General features: G+C 47.5%; 16 protein-coding genes. 4 read left to right on the plus strand and 12 right to left on the minus strand.

Features of this window, described 5'->3' with window-relative positions; genetic code table 11:
- Window positions 1–53: 53 nt before the first annotated feature.
- The 3 genes from G9U52_RS12415 to G9U52_RS12425 are packed head-to-tail and all read right to left on the minus strand — an operon-like array spanning window position 54 to window position 3,963.
- Window positions 54–284 (minus strand): hypothetical protein, encoded by a 231-nt coding sequence (locus G9U52_RS12415; protein ID WP_166149908.1) that lies wholly within the window; start codon window positions 282–284, stop codon window positions 54–56.
- 12 nt (window positions 285–296) lie between these two features.
- The gene (locus G9U52_RS41355; protein ID WP_166149910.1) at window positions 297–1,049 is read right to left on the minus strand and encodes a response regulator; all 753 of its coding nucleotides are present in this window, start codon (window positions 1,047–1,049) and stop codon (window positions 297–299) included.
- 31 nt (window positions 1,050–1,080) lie between these two features.
- Window positions 1,081–3,963 (minus strand): ATP-binding protein, encoded by a 2,883-nt coding sequence (locus tag G9U52_RS12425; protein ID WP_207952936.1) that lies wholly within the window; start codon window positions 3,961–3,963, stop codon window positions 1,081–1,083.
- A gap of 350 nt (window positions 3,964–4,313) precedes the next feature.
- Between G9U52_RS12425 and G9U52_RS12430 the strand changes: the two genes are divergently transcribed.
- Window positions 4,314–6,467: a HelD family protein gene (locus G9U52_RS12430; protein WP_166149914.1), complete on the plus strand. Its 2,154-nt coding sequence runs from the start codon at window positions 4,314–4,316 to the stop codon at window positions 6,465–6,467.
- A gap of 92 nt (window positions 6,468–6,559) precedes the next feature.
- Here the strand turns inward: G9U52_RS12430 and G9U52_RS12435 are convergent, their stop codons facing one another.
- The 4 genes from G9U52_RS12435 to G9U52_RS12450 all read right to left on the minus strand — a co-directional run bounded on the left by G9U52_RS12435 (window position 6,560) and on the right by G9U52_RS12450 (window position 10,939).
- Window positions 6,560–7,552 carry a 2-hydroxyacid dehydrogenase gene (locus G9U52_RS12435; protein WP_166149916.1) on the minus strand — a complete coding sequence of 331 codons (993 nt, stop codon included), beginning with the start codon at window positions 7,550–7,552 and terminating at the stop codon, window positions 6,560–6,562.
- A 42-nt stretch (window positions 7,553–7,594) separates the two neighbouring features.
- Window positions 7,595–8,434, minus strand: a complete 840-nt coding sequence (larE, locus tag G9U52_RS12440) for an ATP-dependent sacrificial sulfur transferase LarE (protein ID WP_166149918.1) — start codon at window positions 8,432–8,434, stop codon at window positions 7,595–7,597.
- Between the two features lie 222 nt (window positions 8,435–8,656).
- A complete protein-coding gene (locus G9U52_RS12445; RefSeq protein WP_166149920.1) occupies window positions 8,657–10,345 on the minus strand; it encodes a GGDEF domain-containing phosphodiesterase in 1,689 nt (562 codons plus the stop codon).
- Window positions 10,346–10,462: 117 nt separating this feature from the next.
- Window positions 10,463–10,939: a glutathione peroxidase gene (locus G9U52_RS12450; protein WP_166149922.1), complete on the minus strand. Its 477-nt coding sequence runs from the start codon at window positions 10,937–10,939 to the stop codon at window positions 10,463–10,465.
- A 267-nt stretch (window positions 10,940–11,206) separates the two neighbouring features.
- Between G9U52_RS12450 and G9U52_RS12455 the strand changes: the two genes are divergently transcribed.
- Window positions 11,207–12,508 (plus strand): AAA family ATPase, encoded by a 1,302-nt coding sequence (locus G9U52_RS12455; protein ID WP_166149924.1) that lies wholly within the window; start codon window positions 11,207–11,209, stop codon window positions 12,506–12,508.
- An 83-nt stretch (window positions 12,509–12,591) separates the two neighbouring features.
- Window positions 12,592–14,310 carry a vWA domain-containing protein gene (locus G9U52_RS12460; protein WP_166149926.1) on the plus strand — a complete coding sequence of 573 codons (1,719 nt, stop codon included), beginning with the start codon at window positions 12,592–12,594 and terminating at the stop codon, window positions 14,308–14,310.
- Window positions 14,311–14,807: 497 nt separating this feature from the next.
- Here the strand turns inward: G9U52_RS12460 and G9U52_RS12465 are convergent, their stop codons facing one another.
- A complete protein-coding gene (locus tag G9U52_RS12465; protein WP_166149928.1) occupies window positions 14,808–16,205 on the minus strand; it encodes an MATE family efflux transporter in 1,398 nt (465 codons plus the stop codon).
- A gap of 129 nt (window positions 16,206–16,334) precedes the next feature.
- Here G9U52_RS12465 and G9U52_RS12470 point away from each other — a divergent pair, with 129 nt between their 5' ends.
- Window positions 16,335–17,693, plus strand: a complete 1,359-nt coding sequence (locus G9U52_RS12470) for a hypothetical protein (protein ID WP_311764854.1) — start codon at window positions 16,335–16,337, stop codon at window positions 17,691–17,693.
- On the opposite strand, the gene G9U52_RS12475 is transcribed toward G9U52_RS12470, so the two are convergent.
- The 4 genes from G9U52_RS12475 to G9U52_RS12490 form a co-directional block, all read right to left on the minus strand.
- On the minus strand, window positions 17,679–18,503 hold the full coding sequence (locus tag G9U52_RS12475; RefSeq protein WP_166149930.1) for an aminoglycoside adenylyltransferase domain-containing protein: 825 nt from the start codon (window positions 18,501–18,503) through the stop codon (window positions 17,679–17,681). The two genes, G9U52_RS12470 and G9U52_RS12475, sit on opposite strands and share 15 nt — an antisense overlap.
- A gap of 52 nt (window positions 18,504–18,555) precedes the next feature.
- Window positions 18,556–19,635, minus strand: a complete 1,080-nt coding sequence (locus G9U52_RS12480; RefSeq protein ID WP_166149932.1) for a DUF3900 domain-containing protein — start codon at window positions 19,633–19,635, stop codon at window positions 18,556–18,558.
- A 137-nt stretch (window positions 19,636–19,772) separates the two neighbouring features.
- Window positions 19,773–20,405 carry a superoxide dismutase family protein gene (locus G9U52_RS12485; RefSeq protein WP_243767301.1) on the minus strand — a complete coding sequence of 211 codons (633 nt, stop codon included), beginning with the start codon at window positions 20,403–20,405 and terminating at the stop codon, window positions 19,773–19,775.
- Window positions 20,406–20,495: 90 nt separating this feature from the next.
- Window positions 20,496–21,161, minus strand: coding sequence for a class I SAM-dependent methyltransferase (locus G9U52_RS12490; RefSeq protein WP_166149934.1), 666 nt, complete (start codon window positions 21,159–21,161; stop codon window positions 20,496–20,498).
- Window positions 21,162–21,264 lie beyond the last annotated feature (103 nt).

The following is a 21,264-nucleotide window of genomic DNA, read 5'->3' on the forward strand; positions in this document are numbered from 1 at the left end:
TCTGGAAAGCTCGCCAGACGGTTCTAATCTAAACGAATCTCTTAGCATTTCCCCTAAGTATGATAACTGCCTGTTGGCTCATTAAGCACCCATTCCAGCAGCGTTACCATCGACTCAAGCTGTTCGGCTCTTGCCCGGAGCATATGGGCTCTTGTTTCATTTCCTGGGTCTGCCTGGGCACCTTTCTCCACTTCCGGTTCTGCTAATTTCAATTGGGCCTCTGCTGATTTGAGCTGTACCGTCAGCTCGTTTAGCTTTCTTTTGATTTGATTTTCGGTTCTCATGCTCTGTTCTCCTCACATTAGATTAGCTACTGTGCCTGTGACCCGCACCTCGCCGCCCATTTTTTCTATCGATGCTACAAGTCCTTTAACTGTTTTAGAAGTCACCGTTTCCAATTGGGTCAGCTCCACAAACCGGAAGGATACCTTTAAATGGGGCTCGCTGGAAAAGGCTTGGATAACATCCTTCATTTCACTAGCTAAGGCTGCGTCTAATTGTTTATAAATGGCTATCAAATACCAGCCGTTTTCTTTTTCCACAGTAAATGGCACTATGCTTACAGGCTCAAGCGGTACAGATTCTGCACTTTGCGATGCTTCCAAGCCGTTGAGTTGGCCACTACTTTCTGCTGTTGCTAGCTCTTCCCGCGCTGGTATAAAGACGGTCTTTCCGACGATTTCTTCAGGCAATTGCAGCACCTTGTTGATCTTTTCCAATATGACCTTCTCGGTAACAGGTTTTATCACATACTGCTTAGCGCCCAGCTTAACAGCCTCGAACACACTGCTTTTTTGGTCAATCGCGCTAACAATAATAATATTTGCCAACGGATCCATAAGTATAATTTTTTTGATGGCCTCCAAGCCATTTACTCTTGGCATCGTAATATCCATCGTTACCAGATCGGGCTCTGTCCGCACATATTCTGAATAGGCTTGAACACCATCACTCGCTTCACCTACAACCTGATGGCCGGCGTTTTCCAATATATACTTTAAATTACGGCGCATTAGGCTCGAATCATCGACAATAAGAATTTTGGCCATCTATTGGTCTCCCCCTAAATGTATCATTATTTCAATCGGAATAATTTTCACTCATCAGCACAAGCCTGATCCCCATTTGGCTATGGGCTTGCCCACTGGACAATTCAGAAGTCCATATCTCGGCTGACGGATAGGTAAGTGCTGCCGTAAGAGCGGCAACAGTGACAGGCGGATCGATTTTGACATAAGGATCATAATCCTCGAACGCGGCCAGCGAGTTGCCCACAATCGTATTGACGGCTTCCGCCATGGCATCCTCCCTATCGCAGGACTTGATCTCTTGACCCTGAGTGCCCCCGATAAGAAGCTGCTGAAATAGCCGGTTGGCCGTACCCTCATCTGCTGTCAGCACGAACAAGCCTTTTAAGGTTCCCTTTAATTTAACATAAGCTGTAACCGGAAGCAGCATTAGCTTGCCGGCTGGATCACTGCGCAGGTCCTGCTTGTAGACCCACTCCTCCTCCTCCATCGCCTCATTGAGGTAGGAAACGGTCTTTTGGAGCAACGGCTGCATAAGATCAGGTACAGCTAGATTTGGAATATCTTTCATCTCCATATAGGGAATACGGATAATAAATTTCGTACTGGTACCCGGAAGTGTTACAACCTCAATGGAGCCACCCAGCTCATCCGTCTCTGCGCGGACTGCAGTTAACCCAATCCCTCTGCCTGATAATTCCGTAATTTGGTCGTTTGTCGATAGCTCCTCGCGGAATATAAGCTGGCTAATCGCTTCCATCGTCATATGCTGTAATTGAGCCTCTGTGACAATCCCTTTATCCAACGCTTTCTTCATGACCTTGTCCAAATCCAGCCCATTCCCGTCGTCTTCCAGCTCAATGATGATATGCTCCTGCTCGATAAAAGCAGCACATCGCAGATTGCCCGCTGGCTGCTTACCAACAGCAGCCCGATCTTCCGGCGTTTCGATACCGTGGTCTACCATATTGCGAATGATATGGATAAGCGAACGCGCTAAGGGGTGGTAGGTTCCATAATCGACGTAAAAGTCGCCCCCCTCAATCGTAAATGGCTTAATTTCTTTATCATTGCGCTCTGCCAAGCTAACCGCATAATCGGGATACATTCTCAGCAGCTCGGTAAACGGCTTATGGCGCAGGCGGCGAAGCTCGGGAACCAGCTTACGGGATTGGAGCGGGTCCAGCTCCTCAAGAATGAGATCTTCAATTTTAATGAGCTGCTCCTTGTCAATAATAAGCACATCGCGCCGCTCAGCCATCGACTCACCTAAGGTAGTGCTTAAAATATCGATATCGGTTTCCGTCCAGGCTTTAGGGTTCAAGGCTTGCATCCGTTCTGCTAAGATCCGCGGTGTCAAAGCCTCCTCGTCCTCATGCATCCAAACTGAAAGCTGGTCTTCTGCCTGGTGTAACTCCTTAACGGTATGGACAAGATTAAATATAGCGAAATTCCCTTTATATGTATGTAATTCGCGGTAAAGCTCGGAAAGAATGGTTTCCATTGGCTTATTCGAGATTAGCAATTCGGGAATTTCATGGTCGCAAAACGATTCATAATCGGCAAGGCATTCTGTAAAATCCTTATAATGGCCAACAATGCTTACGACCATTTTCAATCTTTTGCTTTCCTCCTCCATCAGCTGCTCCAGCCGTCGTGTCTCGGTTATATCTGTAAGGATGACCATCATCGTCTTCTGCATTAGAGCGGCGCCTTCGTGCTGGAGCTCCTCCGTCAAAAGCTTGTATTCAAAATGGATCACTTTATTATGCAATTGCATTTCCTCGGTAAGCAGCCCCAAATAAAGCTCAATCTGAAATTCCTCGGGCTCTTCAAAAATTTTCAGTAGCAGCTCGCGCAGGAACGCAATCTCGCTATCCTCCTTTAATAGTAGCTCGGGAAATAGCTGGTTGGCAATATCGGCTTGTAGCATATCACGGCATTCAGCGCTATATTCGGAATGGATCAACAAATTGCTGCCAAAGCTCAGGAAGCCTTGGCCCGCATTGTCCAGCAGCCTGCGGACGGATTGCTCCTTAGCTCGTACCAGCTCTTGGGTATTCCTGATCATCGCCTGAGAGCCTTCGAGCGTTTCATTTTGCGCCTCCAGCTCTTCTTTCTGCGCTTCCAGCTCCTCTTGGTGTGCTTTCAATAATTCAGTTTGCTTGCGCGCTGTTTCGAGGTATCCCCGAATATTGGTCACAATTTTGTTGGCTTCCTCAGCAATTTCCAAGGTTTCCACATAGGGACGGTCCAGTTGAATACCTTTCTCCATGAAGACGGCTGCATCCTCAGAAGCAACCTTGCGGATTCGGTCACGCAATTGCTTCAGCGGGCGGACCATCGGAACGGTCAAATATTTGCATAACAAATAATTGATCAGGAAAGACAAGGACCCAAGTGCTACAATACATGCAGTGATCAGCCATAATATCTGCACCATCAGCGGTGGATAGATACCAGCAATGACACTGCCCACCTCTCGTCCCTCTGCATCCATTAACGGGATCGTTAATTCGGTGCTAAAATACTGGATAAGCCATTGGTTCCATGGCAATGAAGAAGGTTCTGTCAGCAAGGCGACACGCTCCGGGCTTTCGTAAAGGATACGGCTTTGTGCTGTAATTTTGAAAGTAACTGTATAAATTTCTCTCATTGGATCACTGGATTTATCAATAAAAGGAAACCGATATCGTGTTCTTTCGTTTTTTTGCAGCACATCTAACCATGCCTTGCCAGCCAGCGTATCTGTGGATAGCTGTTCAAGGCTTTGTATGGATTGCTCTCCCAAGAAGGATGGGGCATTCATTTCACGGGCTACGGACTTGGCAACCAGCTGCGAGCCGAGCTGGGATAAGGGCTGCATCAGCCATAATAAGATGAGAACGATCATGGCACTAAAAATAAGAATCGTAAACAAGGTGGAAACATTCATCAGCCGCCTGATTAGTCTTTTTAGGCTTCTTCCTTGATAGGATTTTTCCAATGTGCAACACAATCCTTTTTTAGATAGTCCAGTTGAACTAATTTTGTTGTTTGTCCTATGTATTGTAATACGAAATGATACTACGTTATCTTAAGTTTTCATTAAATGCAGCTAATTTCTGTTTAAGTTTGTCAATTCCGTGCAATTCTTGAAGCAATAGCTAATAGGCACCTACCCTTTTCTGAAGGTTTTCGTCTCTCAACCTAACTCCCGAAATAGACGTTGCCAAACATTTAAGCGTTATGATATGATATAAGATCGTGAAATCAGAAGTATTCGGAAAGAGCGGAGGTTATTTCTTGGAAATCAGTGTGCAAAACGCGTATGACGAAGAAATGAAACGTTTGGAAGACACATTCACCGAGATTAACCGACAGCTGGCGGAGCTTAAAAACATACCGCCCTACACAGGACATGACCATACAGAACAGGTTCTTGATTCGATCCGCGACTCGCGGCGGCGCAGCCTGGCTGTAGCCCAGACAGAGCCTTATTTTGGCAGGCTGGATTTTCAAGAAGCGGGGCAGGAGCAGCCCACTCCCCTCTACATCGGCAAGGTCGGGGTCGAGAAGGACACCACGCTGCAGCTGCTCGTAGTCGATTGGCGCGCCCCGGTTGCTTCGTTGTTCTATTCCTATACAGGAGGGCTGGACCCGGTTGAATATGATTCACCCGATGGGCTTGTAGCGGGCCTGGTCTACCTGAAGCGAAATCTGGTCATACGCAAACAAATCCTGCAGCGTGTGGTAGATACGTTCGACCGTACCGGCAATAACATGGCAGTAACGGATGAATTCCTGCTCTACCGCTTGGGAGAGAACAAAGACAATAAGCTGCGGGATATTGTATCGACGATCCAATCCGAGCAGGATTCGATTATACGTGCTGTGAAGAATAGCGCTATGCTTATTCAAGGGGTCGCAGGCAGTGGGAAAACAACGGTTGCTTTGCATCGGCTTGCTTACCTGTTATATCAATACCGCGACCAGGTTCGCGCTGAACGGATGATCATATTTGCACCCAACCGGATGTTTCTTGATTATATATCTGGTGTATTACCTGAGCTTGGTGTTGGCGATATCCAGCAAACCACCTTTGCGGATTGGGCACTTGAGCTGTTGGAGCAGGAGGTTAAGCTCGTCGATCCCGTGGAGCAATTGCGCTACTGGTTCCAAACCGGCCCAGCGCGCCCCATCATGGATGATTCGGCCGCCGGTCGTTTTAAAGGCTCGGTTCGCTTTATGCAATGGCTAGAGCAGGCAATAGGGCAATACGAGGCTTCGGCTGCTCCTAAGACGGACTTCAGCCCTTGGGCTGGCGCCAAGCTAAGCCAGCAAACGATGCAGGAATGGTACGATGTGGAGTATAGATTCGAGCCTTTAATGAAGCGACGCGATCGGGTGCTTGCCCGCGTCAAGCGTTGGCTGGAGATGGAGCTGGACAAAGTTTGGGAGACCAGCTTAAAGAAGGACTATAAGAAGAACGGCTCTGCTAGGCTTCGTGAGTTTACCAAAAGCTGGATGGGTTACACGCCCTTCTCCTTTTATAAGGAGCTGTTCCAAACCGCAAGCAAGGCGAAGTTCCTCACGGCAGAGCTTTACAATGAAATTCCACAGGAACTGCTTGCTTCCACGGAAGCGCTTCTTAAGAAAAAACGGGTGATGCCTGAAGACTTGGCTGCCCTCTTGTATATTCGCAGCAAATTTGTTGGGATTCATGGAGATCTTACCTTTGACCATACCGTTATTGATGAAGCACAGGACTTTTCGCCCTTCCAGGTGGCTTTGTTAAATCTGCATACACGTAACCAATCTTTTACGATCCTTGGGGACCTGTCACAAGGCATACATGCGTATATGGGCATTCGGAAGTGGGAGGAATTTACAGCTCTTTTCGAAGAGGGAAAAACCGCCTATTTCCAATTAAACCGCAGCTATCGGTCCACCTTGGAAATCATATATTTCGCCAATGAAGTGCTAAAGCTTGGGCTAGAGCAGCCAGTGGCTTTGGCAGTTCCTGTATTCCGCAGCGGGGACGCCGTGAATATCGTACAAGTGGAAGAAGCGGCGTTGATCCCTTCTCTGATTGCAGCTATCCATAAGCTTCAGACGGGGGATATTACAACCGTTGCCGTTCTGGCGCGAACCGAGGCGCGGAGTGAGGCTTTATTCAAACAGCTAAACGCCGCTGGCTTGCCTGTGAATTTGATCTCGGCTGGCCAGCAGCATTATGAAGGTGGCATTTCTATCGTGCCGACGTTTATGTCCAAAGGCCTGGAATTTGATGCCGTTATGATTATGGATGTCGACGGCCTGAATTATCCGGCCACCGAGCAAGACGCCAAGCTGCTTTATGTTGGCTGTACCAGGGCGCTTCATTCTTTGCAGCTTTGGCATACTGCTACAGCTTCGCCCTTGATTGAGACGATCCAAGGTGATTTTGTAGTCCGTTAAAAAAAACCGTCCGCTTTGGTCAGGGAGCCACTACAATTTCGTGTGGCGTCCTAACGCAGCGGACGGTTCTTTTATGGTCATCTTATCATCGATTAAGATTTAACCAAACCTTTTAATTCTTCAACGATATAGGCTTTGCCGCCAGTTAGAGCACCGACCAAATTTTCGGCAGCCAGCATCGTCATATCATAACGTGTTTTCTCAGTAGCAGAACCGATATGTGGCAGCGTAACCACGTTAGGCAGCTTAAGCAACGGATTGTCGATTGGTGTAGGCTCCTGCTGGAATACGTCCAGGCCTGCTCCGCGGATCGTTCCATTTTGCAATGCCTCAATCATCGCTTGCTCATCCACAGTCGCTCCACGCGATGCGTTAATAAAGAAAGCGCTTGGCTTCATCAGGCTGAATTGCTCCTTGCCAATCATATTCTCCGTTTCTGGCGTTAAAGGCGTGATCATGACGACATAATCAGATTCCTTGAGCAAATCCTCTAACGAGCGATATTGGGCACCATAAAGCTCTTCAACATCAGGCTTGCGGCTGCGGCTGTAGTAAAGCAGCTCCATATCAAAGCCGTTAACTGCTCTCTTGGCAATCGCTTCGCCGATTCTTCCCATTCCAATAATGCCCACTGTTGCGTGATGAACATCCATCCCAAACAAATCATTTCCTTTAACGGCACCTTTTTGCCACTTGCCTGCTTTGACAAATGCGTCTAACTCCGCGATTCTTCTTCCGGCGCTCAGCATAAGGGCAAGCACCAAGTCCGCTACCGTTCCATCCAGCACATAAGGTGTATGCGTGCCAATAATTCCTTTGCTTTTCATAGCCTCAATATCAAAATGATTATAGCCAACAGAAGCTGAGCTTACTGCCCGAAGCTTGGGCGCATGCTCAATAAATTCAGCATTAACAGGACTCCCAGATAAAAATACTCCCTGGACCTCCTTCAGCGATTCCAACATTTGGGCGCGTGGCATAACACCCTCTTGTTCCCAACAGGTACAGTCAAAATGCTCGTTTAAATAGGCTTGAATGTTCTCGTGCACCTTCTGCGTAATTAATACTTTCGGTTTACTGGACATGGTTATCCCTCCAAATGTAAATTTACATGCAAGCTATCGTTATTAAACGGTCTCGGCATGAACCGATTGCTGCTCAGGGCTTAATACTTCATTCAAGCTCCCGGAGCGGTAGCCTTTCAAATCCATCGTTACATAAGCGTAACCAATTTCTTTCAGCTTGGCATGTACCGTTTCAGCTACCGTTAAAATTTCAGCTAAATCGGCAACAGGCACTTCGATCCGCGCTAGGTTTTCATGTTGTCTAACCCGCACCTGGCGGAAGCCTAGCTGGATCAGGAAATCCTCGGCTTGGTCAATCATCGACAATTTCAGTGCGGTAATGGCTTCACCGTATGGAATTCTCGAAGAAAGACAAGCAAAGGAAGGCTTATCCCAAGTGCGAAGCCCAAATTGGCGGGACATATGGCGAATTTCCGATTTCTTAATACCAGCCTCTAAAAGAGGAGCGCGTACGCCTTGGTCATGGGCAGCTTGAAGGCCTGGACGGTGCTCGCCCAAATCATCGGCAATCGCTCCAAAAATAACATGGTTGTAGCCTTTTTTCTCGGCAATCGGAATTAAATGCTCGAACAATGAATTTTTACAAAAATAACAACGGTTCGTCGGATTCTCCGCATAACCAGGAATATCCAATTCACTTGTATGAATAACCTCATGCGGTGCGTTTAGCTCCTTAGCTAGCAGGATCGCCTCATCCTTCTCGCGCACGGGATACGTTTCTGAATCTGCTGTTATCGCCAGAACCCGCTCAGGACCTAGAAACTCCAGTGCTGCCTTCAACAAAAATGCACTATCCACACCTCCGGAAAAAGCGACGACTACCCGATCCATATCCTTTAAAATACGGCCAAGTTCAGCGTATTTTTGTTCAATTGTTTCCATTTGGGCTCCTCCTAAGAGTTTTTGCCTTTAGGCAAAAACTGGCATCTTCAGTATTTACTTTGTTTTTGTCTTCATAAAAAATCTGCATCGCAAGCATTTATTTAGGTTTTGCCTACATACAAATCTAGCAAGGTAAGCGCATACGTTAATAATACCGCTTTATTATAGTCCTTTTTGTGGTTAAGAAAAAGAGCTTATTCCACTTTAGCAGCAAAAATTCTGCTAAAGCGGCTCTTTTTTCAATAGAATCCGCTCAAATTGCCCAGCAGGCAATGGTTTGCTGAAATAATAGCCTTGGGCATGCTGGCAGTTTTGCTGGAGTAAAAATTGCAAATCCTGGATCGTTTCCACGCCTTCAGCCACGACCTCCATACGCAGATGGTTCGCCATCGCAATAATCGTCGTAACGATTGCCGCATTATCATGGTCCTCATTGATCCCACGAATAAAGGACTGGTCAATTTTTAGCTTATGTAATGGCAGCTTCCGCAAGTACTGCAATGAGCTATAACCCGTTCCGAAGTCATCCATCGAAATCTGGATACCCAAATCCTTCAGCTCGTTTAATTTGTTGATTACACGCTCGACATTATCCATGGCCATGCTTTCGGTAATTTCAAGCTCCAAATAGGAGGGATCCAGCCCCGTTTCCTTTAATATTTTTACAATATCGCCGATGAGGCTATGCTTCTGGAACTGGCGCAGCGAGAGATTAACGGAAACGGATAATTTCTCGTAACCTGCTGTTTGCCAAGCTTTATTTTGCAGACATGCTGTACGAAGCACCCATTCCCCAATGGGTACAATCAGCCCCGTTTCCTCCGCAAGCGGGATAAACTCAGCAGGAGACACCATGCCATGCTTTGGGTGGAACCAGCGAATAAGCGCTTCAACCCCAACCAGCTTATTATTTTGGATATCATATTGAGGCTGGTAGAACAGCTCAAATTCATCCTGCTCCACTGCTTTACGTAGATCATGCTCGAACTCCAGCCGCTTCAAAGCCTTCATTGTAAAATCCTCATGCTGGAGGGTATACATGCCTTCCCCATTTTCTTTCTCCATCACTTGGACAGTAGCTGCATGCAGCAGCAGCCCATTCATATCCAAGCCATCCTGTGGATAAAAAGCCAGCCCGATATTGCCAACTACAATAATCTCCCGATCTCTAATAAAAAATGGGCTCAGTAGCTTCTCATGAAATTTACGCGCCTTCTCTACAATGCTGTGGGTGCTCTCGATGTTTTTGAACAAGACGGCGAACTCATGGTTACCCAGCCTGCTAACGATATGCTCGCTTCCAACCAGCATTTGCATCCGATCGCTGACCTGCTTGATTAGCAAATCCGCCAGATTATGCCCTAAGGAATCACTTACGATATGGAAGCGATCCAGATCAATTAATAAAACCGCAAAATGCTGCTCCACCGATTTATTAAAGGACGCTGCGATCAGCTGCGTTAATTGAATTTGGAACATGGTGCGATTGGGCAATCCGGTTAATGTATCGTGATAAGCCATATGCTCGATCAGCTGTAGCGCTCTTTTCAGGTCCGTTATATCTCGCAATACCAAATAAACGAACTTCCCGCCACTAGATTCCACCGGGATAAGCCGCAAGCTTAGCTGCAGGGATTGACCACTGGACTGCGAAAAATCCACCTCCATATTGCTGGATAATCCACGTAAAGCTCCTTGTAAATGGCTCATAAAAGAGTTGCCATCGTCCGGCTTTAATAAAAGCTTAAAGGGGTGGCTCAGCATTTCCACAATCTGAATACCTAATAGCCTGCTGCTCTCCTCATTAAACTGTACAACATTTCCATTTTCATCCAGCAACAGCATAGCGTCGCCACTGTGTAAAAACAAAGGCTGCTGAATTAGCGACGTCCACAACTCCGAAGGCTCCATGATCATGCTCTCTCCCAATCTGATGCTAGCTCAGCTTTTCAGCGTCCATTATAACACAGAAAAAGCCAAAAAAGATTGTGCTTCTATGCACAATCTTTTTACATGGGATCGCAACGGTTACAGCAATTTTTCGATAGCACCTGTTAATTCCGCATCCTCTGGAGCTACTTTACTGGAAAAGCGGCCGGCAACTTCGCCGTCTTTGCTAATCAAAAACTTTTCAAAATTCCACTTCACATCCCCTTGCGGCTCAGCCTTTTCAGTCAAAAGTGTATACAGAGGGTGCTTATGATCACCCAAAATGCCAACCTTTCCCAGCACGTTAAAGGTTACCCCATAGTTCAAGCTGCAAAATTCCTGGATTTCTTCAGATGTTCCCGGCTCTTGGCCTCCAAAATCATTGCAGGGCAGGCCTAGAATAACTAAGCCTTGATCTTTATATTGCTGATGAAGCTTTTCAAGCCCGGCATATTGAGGAGTGAAGCCGCATTTGGAAGCCACGTTCACGAGTAAAACAACCTTACCCTTGTATTCACTTAGCGACTTGCTACCGCCGCTTGCAGTTGGTACGGAAATATCATAAATAGTGGACATGGTCGAACCTCCCTAGAGTTTCGCGTAGCCAAGTTTACTTTGTAAGCATCCGCTTGAGTTTTCGCAGAAGACTTACTTCGTAAGCATACGCTGAGTTTCCCTTTATCATAACATGATGTTGCTACTTAATAGAAATCCTGCGTTATTCGTATAAGTAAACCTAATTTGTTACAATAATAGCTGAGCTAAGCAATTTATGACACATTCGCAGGGGAGGCACCGACCGCTCACAGTCCGAAACAGCGGGCTAGCGTTTGGTAAACACATATGAATGACATTCAAATGATCCAACATAAATTAGAGCAGGCCATGGAATTACTGGAAAGCCGCTTTCTGGAACGAGAAGAACTAATACGCCTGCTTGTGCTTGGATTGATGGCCAACGAAAATGTGCTGCTGATCGGTCCGCCAGGCACCGCCAAATCGCAGCTGGCAAGAGCGATCTCACAAATTTTCGGCAGCGGCCAGTGGTTTGATTACTTGCTTACACGCTTTACGACACCCGACGAATTATTTGGTCCTGTTTCGTTGCAAAAGCTAAAGCTGGATCAATATGTACGTCAAACCGAAGGCTATTTGCCAGCCTCAAATTTCGCCTTTTTGGATGAAATCTTTAAAGCAAACAGCGCTATCTTGAATGCGTTGTTATCTATATTAAATGAGCGAATCTTTTTTAATGGACGGGAAAAAGAGCAGTCCCCTCTTCTCTTCCTAATGGCCGCTTCCAACGAATTGCCGGAAGAGAACGAGCAGCTCTCGGCGTTGTATGACCGCTTTCTTATTCGGTATGAGGTCGGGTTTCTCAAGCATATGTCTAGCTACGAGCAAATGTTTCAATTGCCCAGTGAGCCTTTACCAGCCCTGCTCACGCTAAAGGATGTGGAAATCGTAAGAAATGCCGCTGAGCGAGTGCGTATTCCGGAAACATTGATTTATATGCTGTACCAGCTGAAAACAGCGATGGATGCCAGACAGTTCACCCTCTCTGACAGGCGATGGCGCAAGATAGGGCAATCCTGGAAAACGTCCGCGGCCTTAAACGGACGCGAGGTTGTGAATGTATGGGATACGGTATATACGCCCCATATGCTATGGGATTTCCCCGAGAATCTGGAGGTGCTCCAAGAAATGTTCCAAAGCGCATTTCAGGAAGCGCTCAAGCAGCAATCCGAGCGCGAGCTTCCTTTACGTGACTATGACCTCACTGCGAAGCGGTGGCTGGACATGGAGGATGAGCTCCATGCCTTCCAATTCAAGAAGGAGGTCGGCGGCTCCTTAACCAAGGAAGCGCAGGAGCAAACCAAGGAGCGGCTGGAGCAATGCCGGCACGAGCTGGAGGAAACAGCGCGGAAGCTGCGCGGTCAATTGGTGCAATGGCAGCAGCGTGAAAAGGATTGGCCCGGTTATATCCGCAACCAAAATTTCCTGCTGATCCACACCGATCGTTACGCGGTAAAATATACACATTTGCGTATTCAGGGAGAGCGTATTTTGCAAACGCTACAGGGGCTGTTTCGGACGTTGTTTGACCGTGAAATTCCCGGAGTTCAATATGACTATACCTTATAAATGATCCGCATTCCGCAGCGAAAGCCTTAGGATCTGCAGCTGCTTTCCTACCTTACCAAGACCCCAATAGGCGGTGACTAATCATGATCATCCAATGCGCTCGGATCGACCGCTTTGTGTTTGATGGATATGTACACTCTTCTCGAACGGCACAGGAGTGGATGCGCGAAACGAAAAAAACGGCAGCCTGGTTTTCAGTGGAGCTGTTTGCCGATTTTTTCATGTGCTTTTATTTGGCAAAGCCGGATATCGACCGCTCCCAGGAGGCTACACCGTTCCATCGGTGGCTGGTTGGCCAATTGCGCAAGCAGTTTTTTTACCGCACGATCCGCCCACGCACCGTTGGCGAGGTAAATGCCTCCTTTAAAACCGCGCTGAAAGCGCTCATGTGGCTAACTGCAAGCTACGCCGACGAGGTGAAGCAGCGCAAGCAAGACGAGCAATTGCTGGCCGTTGGCATGCAAAACAAGCAGCTCGGCCAGGGCCAAAACAGCACGGACAGCGCACAAATAAGCGAGCATCTGTCCGACAAGCAGATGGAGCAGCTAAAGCTGGTTGGCTACACCTTGCAGCAAGGTAAACGCAACGTCGAAGACAAACAGGCGTTGCTGGATACGAGGCCTTTGGTGGAGGCGGAAATTCACTTATTAAAGGAGCGTATCGTATCCTTGCAGGATGAAATGCGCACGGATTACATCAGGCGTGATAAAACCAAGCTGAAGCTTCGCAAGTCCGAAGCCGAGCTTGAGCAGCGCGTACGCCAGCTTGAGCGGCTTACGAAGCGAGAGCAGGAAACGTTTCGCCAGCTTGAGGAGCAGCTAGGCGCTTGGCTGAACCGCTCCCTCAAGGAGTCCTTGGAGCTTGAGGAGCAGGAAAGCCTGGATGTCCATGAGCTGCTGCAAGCTAGCCAGCGTGTTGCCAACAGACAGTGGGGCCAAGACCTTGGACGGCTGCATCGCCAGGAGTTTGCCCATTATATGCAATGGCTCGATAAGCTTAAACGCCATCCCGAGCTAATTGCGTTCCTTCAGGAGGTTGGCCGTAATTTGCAGCATTTAAAGCTGCAGCGCAAAAAGATGCGTTCTCCGCATATTCCAGAGGCTTATGACAACCTGCGGCAATCAGGCGATATTTCGCATATGCTGCCAAGCGAAGCGAGCCTGCTCGCCGATCCCGATTATGAGGCTTATTTTACGATCAAATGGTTGGATCGCAAGCTGTTGACCTACAATATAAGCGGACGTATGGAGGAGCCGCAAAAAGGCCCGGTTGTGTGTATGCTCGACACCTCCCACTCGATGCGCGGCAGTAAGCTTCGGGTGGCGCAGCTATTCGTCGCCACCTTTGCCTCCTTCAGCCTATTGGAGCGCCGCGACTTTGTGCTGCTTTTGTTCGGGGCGCGCGGCGAGCTGATCGAGCAAGCGTTATATTGGCGCAAGCCGGATTGGCCCGGCTTTTACGCTTTGGCGCAGCTGGCGTTCGGCGGCGGCACGCATTTCGATGCGCCGCTTAGGCGCGGCATCGAAATCGTAGAAGGCAATCCCCGCTTCGCGGATGCCGATTTTGTGATGGTGACCGATGGGATAGGCACCATCAGTGCTCCCTTACGGCAGCAATTGGCCGAGCTTGGCGCGCTCAAGCAAGTAAGGCTGCACTCGCTTATTGTCGGTAATGCCCGCCAGCACCTGGTCAACCGCTACGATATTCTCGGCGTCTCGCACCAGGTCCGCTTTGCCGCAACGTGGGAAGCACAATCCTCGGCCAGCAATGAGCTGCTGCTTGATGTATTTCGCAAGCGATAAGGAAGCATTGAGCCTGACCGCTTGAGGGAGTGTCGACGAGAGCAGGCGTAGATGGTTCCAGCTGCCCTTAAGGTCATGTTGCTTAGATCAATTTTGGAATTTGGTAATGAGGATACGACTTCAAACCCAGTGATTGACGAATGCTAAGTACCTTGTGGAAGGTAAACTGGAAAAGCTACCGCTATATATGCTGAAATAAAGAAAAAATAAGAAAGTAAATGGATAAACTCCAGCTAAATCACCTCTGTCCTTCCACTTTCTTACTATTCATCACCACTTCTAGCCTCCTTTTCCTCCGTCGAGCACTAATTGTGGCAAGAGCCAAAAAAGCCTTCGTCCCACCGTTTGTCACAGTGGAGGAAGGCTTCTTCGCGTAGATTTCCTTTTCTTTTACAGGCTTCTTACTTCTTATACTTGCTTTGCTTTATGTGCTTATTATGCTTGTTTCGTTTGTTTACTTGCTTCAACTCTTACTCTTCTTGCGCTTCTAACACCTCTCACGCAGGCTTCGCGGTAGGCATAATCTTCGCCTGCTTCCATTTCCCAAACCTGTAATACAGCAGGTTGAGCAGCATAGCTATGCCAAAGCTGGCTGGAAAGCTCCACCAAATGTAATCAAAGCCGAATTGGTACCCAAGGAAATAAGCGAGCGGAATGCGTATAAGCAATAACGCGATGAATGACACAACCAACGGTACAATAACCGCGCCAGATGCCCTTACAACACCCGCTACCACACTAAAAACCCCAAAGAGGATAAACGACCACAACGTAATATTGTTAATATGTACGCCAAGATCAATCGCCTTGCCTTCAACCGGCAGGAACAAGCCGACAGCTTCACGGTTGAAGAAGTGAATACAGATCACGACCAGACCTGTTAGCAGTACATTGAACCCAACCCCTGTCCAAGTAATGCGATTGACTCGATCCCAGTTGCCCGCACCTATATTTTGCGCTGCCATCGAGGTTACCGCTCCTCCGATCGCCATTGCTGGCATTTGCACATAACTGGAAATTTGTGTCGCCACCCCGAATGCAGCAGACGCTTCAGAGCCATAGGAATTCACCAAATGAATCAGGAAAAGGTTACTCACGGAAACTACCACCATATTCAAGCCCATCGGCAGCCCCTTTTGAATGAGTGAACGCACAATATCCCATTTTAAACGAAGCATATGAAGGTCGTCCTTCGTGATACGTAAAAAATACTTTTTCCAGTACAAATACAGGAGCAGCAGCGTAAAGCTGACAAATTGCGAAATAAACGTCGCCAACGCCGAACCGGATATCCCCATTTCAGGAAAAGGTCCCATACCTACGATTAACAAAGGGTTCAAAATAATATCTAACCCTGCCGAAAGCAGCAGGAAGTAAAAGGGCGTTTTGGCATCACCAGAGCCACGCAATACAGCCATCACCAGATTATAGCCAAACATAAAAGGAACTCCGGCAAAAATAATGCGTGTATAATCAATCGCAAACTGTCTTGCATCCAAAGGCGTATTTAATAAATCCAAAATTTCGGGTGAAAAAATTAAGCCTATCGCCGAAACAATAATTGAGAGCAATAAAAAAAAGACAGCACTGGTGCCGACTACTTTCTTGGCCTCGTCTACCTTTTTGGCTCCCAAATTTTGCCCAATTAAAATGACTGCCGCCATAGCAATCCCGAATATGGCGCTTATTAACAAAAACATGATGATATTTGCATTTGAAGTAGCGGCGAGCGCCTGCTCCCCCAGAAACTTGCCAATCCAGATCGCATTGATCGATCCATTCAACGACTGAAGCACATTTCCCATTAGTATAGGCAACGAAAATAAAAAAAGTGTTTTAGCAATCGGCCCCTCCGTCAATGTAGGGCTTGCTTTTTTGGGTTCTGCAGGATTCATAATAACGCTCCTTTGCTTTCTTGTAGCTTGCAATCGAATACTTATTTAGAAAAGGGTACCTCAATAAATCGGACAATGCTATAATACCTAAAGTATTCATTTTAGAGAAAAATAGATAGGAGAACAACTGTGGTTAACTTCAGGATTCAGACAGCCAGACCCCTGCTTTACACATTATTAGTTGCGAGCTTTATTATCCAGACCTTAACCGGTCTGCAATGGGTGCAATTTATTGAAGGTATTCTGGCTCTTATTTGCTTCTTTATTTCCATTCGGGATGCACGCGGAATGTTTCAAATCGCCGCTATTGTTTTTATTACGGCAGGTATAGCTTGCATGATTTGGGGGCAAATTCCGCTATCACAGCTTCCCTTGCTAATGACATCCAATGTGATGCTCATTTCTTTATTGTATATGCTGCCCTTCATTAACCGAGTCATTCGGGTTGGTGGCTATGACCGGCATTTAAGCCGCTGGCTTCACGTTAAGTCCGGAAATCTCGGAAATTTGTACGTGCGTTCATTAGCGGTCAGCTACTTGCTCTCGCTTTTTTTGTTTTTCGCTGCACTTCCCCTGCTACACCGAGTGCTAAGCAAGCATTTACAGCATCAGGAGCAAGAGCTTAAGAATCGTTTCCTGGGGATTTCAATTCTTCGTGGCTTTGGTATCGTCGCCCTCTGGAGCCCTGTCGAGCCCTTGGTTGCAACAGCCGTTGTGCTGACCGGTGTCTCCTACATGTCTTTGCTGCCATGGATGTTCGGATTGTCGCTTGTATTGCTTGCTGCCGGCAGCTTATGGGGGCTGAGCTTTCGCCACGTCACGCTTGCCACAACACAAGGAACCGAGCCCAAGGCTCCTTCCTGGTCAAAAACCATCACTTTTTTATTCGCGTTGGTATTGCTCATTACAATCGCCTTTGGGCTGCAAGCGGTTATGCAGATATCCTTTTTCGCGGCGATGACGTTTCTGCTGCTGCCTTTTTCCTTAATATGGGCAATCACTTTGCGTCGATTTAATCGCTATATAGGCTCAATTCGCTTGCACGGAAAAGAAAGCATTGATGGGCTGCGCCATTTATTAGTATTGTTTCTGTCCTTTGGTTTCTTCAATAGCGCGGTTACCCAGAGCCCCCTGTTTCATTTGGTTGAAGGCTATGTACAAGCTATTGCCCATTTCCCGGCACTGCTATTAATTTGTATTTTCCTTGCCTGCTTTCTATTACCCGTTGCCGGTATCCATCCGTTGGTCGTTATGGGCTTGATCGGCTTTATGCTCCAACCCATTTTGGCAATCATGAACCCGCTAAGCATCGCCATTGTGCTGATCAGCTCATGCCTAAGCGCTTCCTTTATGGGCACCTTCAATACGACAGTTACGATTATGAGTGGTCTCTTACGGGTCAATCCTTTTCGCATTACCATTTGGAACTTTGGCTACGGGTTGGTGTTCGGAGGCATAGGGGTTATCGTCGGTTTATTGCTGCTGTAAGACAAACAGCTTCTTACATTCTCTCCGAATGTAAGCCATACATGCAAGTGCTTCCTGCTTACGTTTTACCTTAGAGCGGTACAACGAAAAAGAAACCCCTCGCCTTGCTAGGATCGCCTCCTCAATAACGCGGTGCCACTGCCCAGGAACATGTTCCAAGGCGTAGTGGCCAGCCGCTGCTTTGGTCGTAACATCCCGCTCACGGAGCGTATAAAATAACCGGCATATGCCAAGCACGCCCCATTCCAGATCGGCTCGCCGAAAAAATTTCCGTTCCGCATATGGCGAGCTAAGCCGGTGCGCTCGGTGGATCCAGCCCTTCCAATAGGTATCGAGATTGGTCAACAAACTGCTCATCAGCTGCTGCTCATCGACCTGGAAAGGCAGCTCTGAGGTTAACGGTCCCTTAACCGCTATCCCATATTTCTTCAGCTCAAACCATGTTACCAGATTTAGCTCAAAATATCCCGCTTCGTGCATCTGCCCATCGTGAAAATAAGGAAAAGGAGCCATTTCGTGCTGAAGCTTACCCAAGTCCGCCCAGGTTACATAAATACCACTTAAGCTAGGCAAAGCATATTGGCGCTCTACATCTTCATGAATGGATCGTATAAGGGCTATTTCCGCTGCTTCCAGTCGCTTGCCTGTAACAGCAATAAAATCAATATCACTTTTTTCGATCGAATAATCGTCCAAAGCGACAGAGCCATATAAATACCAGCCTTCCAATAAAGCTGGGCTAGCTTCTTCTATTTGTCCCATATATAATTGTATAATTTCCGAAAAACGCGGATGGAGCTTGGAGATCATGCAATTACGCCTCCTTTCAATCATGGCTAATTATGTGTTTCTTATAGCCCGCTCAGTCGTTCAATTCTTCCTCTGCTCTGCTTGTGATACGCTCTACAATCTGCTCCAAAGGCTCAGGCTGCAGCAATTCAATAGGCAAGATGCCTTTGTCAAACAGCAGGTCCTCGCCCTCCAAAACCACCACATAACGATTTCCCAGCTTCGCAATATGCAGCCTGTCTCCGAAATCTGCCAATAATGCGCGTACGGTCATATTACCCAATTTCAATTTCATTTCAATCTCCGGCTGCTGCTCAATCAGGATCGAAGAAGCTTCCATAACCTGCACAGGCGACCACTTTTCCTGAAGCTCTCGTTTCTCGCTATAAGCCCATGTTTCCATCTCCAACGTTTCCTGCTCGCGTCCTTGCACATTATCCACATAGGCCTCTTCAATATATTGATGGACAAAGCCCAGCACCTGTTCATTCAAAATTTCCGGCTGCGACTTCTCATACTCCACATATTTCAAAAAGTCCTCGAAGTAACGTGCGTGCGAGGATTGATGGATTTTCAGCTCCCATGGCTCCAGCATACCTTCCTCAGGCATATGTGGATACATAATCGACTTCATATTTTTCGCATTTATGGCCATTTCCACCTTTTTCAAAAGGCTGCGTTCATCGGTTATGCGGGCGATTTTTTGCTCAAAGTCACATTTGAGTACAAAAATAAAAGGCTCATCAAAAAGCTGGCTTAGTTTAGCGCGAGCAATAAATACGGCTCCTCCACGAATCGCACTCGTATCCATATAAGCTTGGACAAAAGCTTCCGCATGCTCAATGTAGGCATCCTGTGTCTCGGCAATACGCAAGCGGGCAAATAAATTATAGTTGGGGTTGCTATCCAGCTCAAAGCCAGGCTCAACAACAAAACGTCCGATCTTGGTCGGCACCTGCTCGGCTTTCGGATTGCGTTCGGCATGGCGCTTGGCGATTTTGGCGAATTCTCCGCCCAGGAACGAGCTCAGCTCACTCTCCGCGTAATCCTCACCATCCATCGTCTGGTAATGCTTGCAGCGCTTCGTGCCCTGCTCTTCTTCACCCTCGGCTTGTATTACAAAAAAAGATATCGTATCGATGTCAAACTTCATCTCTGCAGCTCCCTAACGAGAATAAACGGCTATGACCACATATAAAAACCCACCCCTAGGCATAACAAGCCAGCAAGGCGGGTTTTTACATTTTAACATAGGTTTAATAGAGGCGGCAATGCCAAGTAGACACCCTGTTAGACAATGGCACCACAAGCAATACGCGCTCCGGAGTTGCCTGCAGGATCTGTTTTATAGTCGTCAGCGGCCTCATGAATAATCAATGAGGTGCCACCCGCCTTCAAAAGTGAATTCGCCTTGTCCTTGCTTAATGTCACCATCTTGTTCAGAAGCTCAGCTTTGCCGGTGCCATCTGTCCCAACCTCAAGGTTCATCAGATCTCCGATATGCGGACCTTGCGGATTCTCAAAGCCATGCTGTTTCCCGGTTGGGTTCAAATGTGCTCCCGCCGATGTAAAGTCGGGGCCGGTGCATACGCCATTCTGGTGAATATGGATACCATGCTTACCGGGTGTTAAGCCCATAACCTCGACCTGTATCTTAACGCCATCAGCTACCGCGGAAAGCGTGGCTGTTCCGGTCTTGGCTCCACTGCCGTTTACAATGTCGATATGCTTGACCATCTCCGCCGACTCCTTGCGTTTGCCCATCTCCGTTGAAGCAGACTCCGCTGATGTCGCCTTACTCTCGTCATGCTGCCCGGTTGGATGGCGTTCAGCCATTGTAGGCTGGTTCTTCCATTCACAACCCGAAAAAAGCAGGATACAGCTCAGCAGCAAGACCCCTTTTGTAGTCTTTGTGTTCATCATTCTACCTCCATAGGTTCAATGTACCGTACCATTGTTGACCTGTTGGAGGTGAAATAAACCCTAACCCTCGTGATAAGTCGCAGCGAAGGTTTAGTTTTCGTCGATAATCGGCTCTGGTGCTAGCTCCTCAATCGGATCAAAAAATAAGATATGTGGCTTTTTCAGCACCCAGGTCGTCATACAACGCTGGTTGGCTACATTGACGGTTTTGATGGGGTCAAGTAGGATGCCTTGCAGCTTATCCGTTGTTTTCATCAAGCGTCCTTCATCGACCAAGTAACGGATACTGCGGTCCGGTAGCCGGTAACGGTTTTGCCCAAGCGGAATCACCTTCTCCTCGATCCCGATCGAAGAAGCGAGCCGCACGAATAACAAGCCGCCCGGCTTTAGCACCCGCCACAGCTCATGAAGCATCCGCTGGAAATGCGCATCATGGTCGGCAAAATGTAGCACGGCGCTACTGATCACTACATCAAAGCTATCGTTGGCGGAGTTGATTTTCTCAAGCGATTCGACCCGGGCATATTCATCCTTCCAGCCCGGGGCAAGCTTGGCTCCTAGCCGCCTTACCTCCTCGATCGCTTCCTCCGAACGGTCAATCGCGTTGATTTCAAAGCCGTTACGCATAAAATAAACCAGGTTGCGTCCCGTACCGCAGCCCGCGTCCAAAATGCGCATGCCTTTAATAATTCGCCCCTTCAAAAGCTGGTCGAACAAATAAATATCGATATCACCGAACAGTTCACGAGGGTTCATCCGTTTATCAGCCCGATTCTACTAATTTTCCATATTTGGTGCTGATATTATATCATCTATAAACGAAGAAAACTATGCTTACCCCAGCAAAAGGTGTAACGGT

It is taken from the genome of Paenibacillus agricola (assembly GCF_011440305.1).
Lineage (GTDB): Bacteria > Bacillota > Bacilli > Paenibacillales > NBRC-103111 > Paenibacillus_S > Paenibacillus_S agricola.

What these genes read in the sequence shown, in the direction of transcription:
- G9U52_RS12415 (WP_166149908.1), bottom strand. Translation starts at nt 284, where the DNA reads ATGAGAACCGAAAATCAAATCAAAAGAAAGCTAAACGAGCTGACGGTA.
- G9U52_RS41355 (WP_166149910.1), bottom strand. Translation starts at nt 1,049, where the DNA reads ATGGCCAAAATTCTTATTGTCGATGATTCGAGCCTAATGCGCCGTAAT.
- G9U52_RS12425 (WP_207952936.1), bottom strand. Translation starts at nt 3,963, where the DNA reads ATGAATGTTTCCACCTTGTTTACGATTCTTATTTTTAGTGCCATGATC.
- G9U52_RS12435 (WP_166149916.1), bottom strand. Translation starts at nt 7,552, where the DNA reads ATGTCCAGTAAACCGAAAGTATTAATTACGCAGAAGGTGCACGAGAAC.
- larE (WP_166149918.1), bottom strand. Translation starts at nt 8,434, where the DNA reads ATGGAAACAATTGAACAAAAATACGCTGAACTTGGCCGTATTTTAAAG.
- G9U52_RS12445 (WP_166149920.1), bottom strand. Translation starts at nt 10,345, where the DNA reads ATGGAGCCTTCGGAGTTGTGGACGTCGCTAATTCAGCAGCCTTTGTTT.
- G9U52_RS12450 (WP_166149922.1), bottom strand. Translation starts at nt 10,939, where the DNA reads ATGTCCACTATTTATGATATTTCCGTACCAACTGCAAGCGGCGGTAGC.
- G9U52_RS12455 (WP_166149924.1), top strand. Translation starts at nt 11,207, where the DNA reads ATGAATGACATTCAAATGATCCAACATAAATTAGAGCAGGCCATGGAA.
- G9U52_RS12460 (WP_166149926.1), top strand. Translation starts at nt 12,592, where the DNA reads ATGATCATCCAATGCGCTCGGATCGACCGCTTTGTGTTTGATGGATAT.
- G9U52_RS12465 (WP_166149928.1), bottom strand. Translation starts at nt 16,205, where the DNA reads ATGAATCCTGCAGAACCCAAAAAAGCAAGCCCTACATTGACGGAGGGG.
- G9U52_RS12475 (WP_166149930.1), bottom strand. Translation starts at nt 18,503, where the DNA reads ATGATCTCCAAGCTCCATCCGCGTTTTTCGGAAATTATACAATTATAT.
- G9U52_RS12480 (WP_166149932.1), bottom strand. Translation starts at nt 19,635, where the DNA reads ATGAAGTTTGACATCGATACGATATCTTTTTTTGTAATACAAGCCGAG.
- G9U52_RS12485 (WP_243767301.1), bottom strand. Translation starts at nt 20,405, where the DNA reads ATGATGAACACAAAGACTACAAAAGGGGTCTTGCTGCTGAGCTGTATC.
- G9U52_RS12490 (WP_166149934.1), bottom strand. Translation starts at nt 21,161, where the DNA reads ATGAACCCTCGTGAACTGTTCGGTGATATCGATATTTATTTGTTCGAC.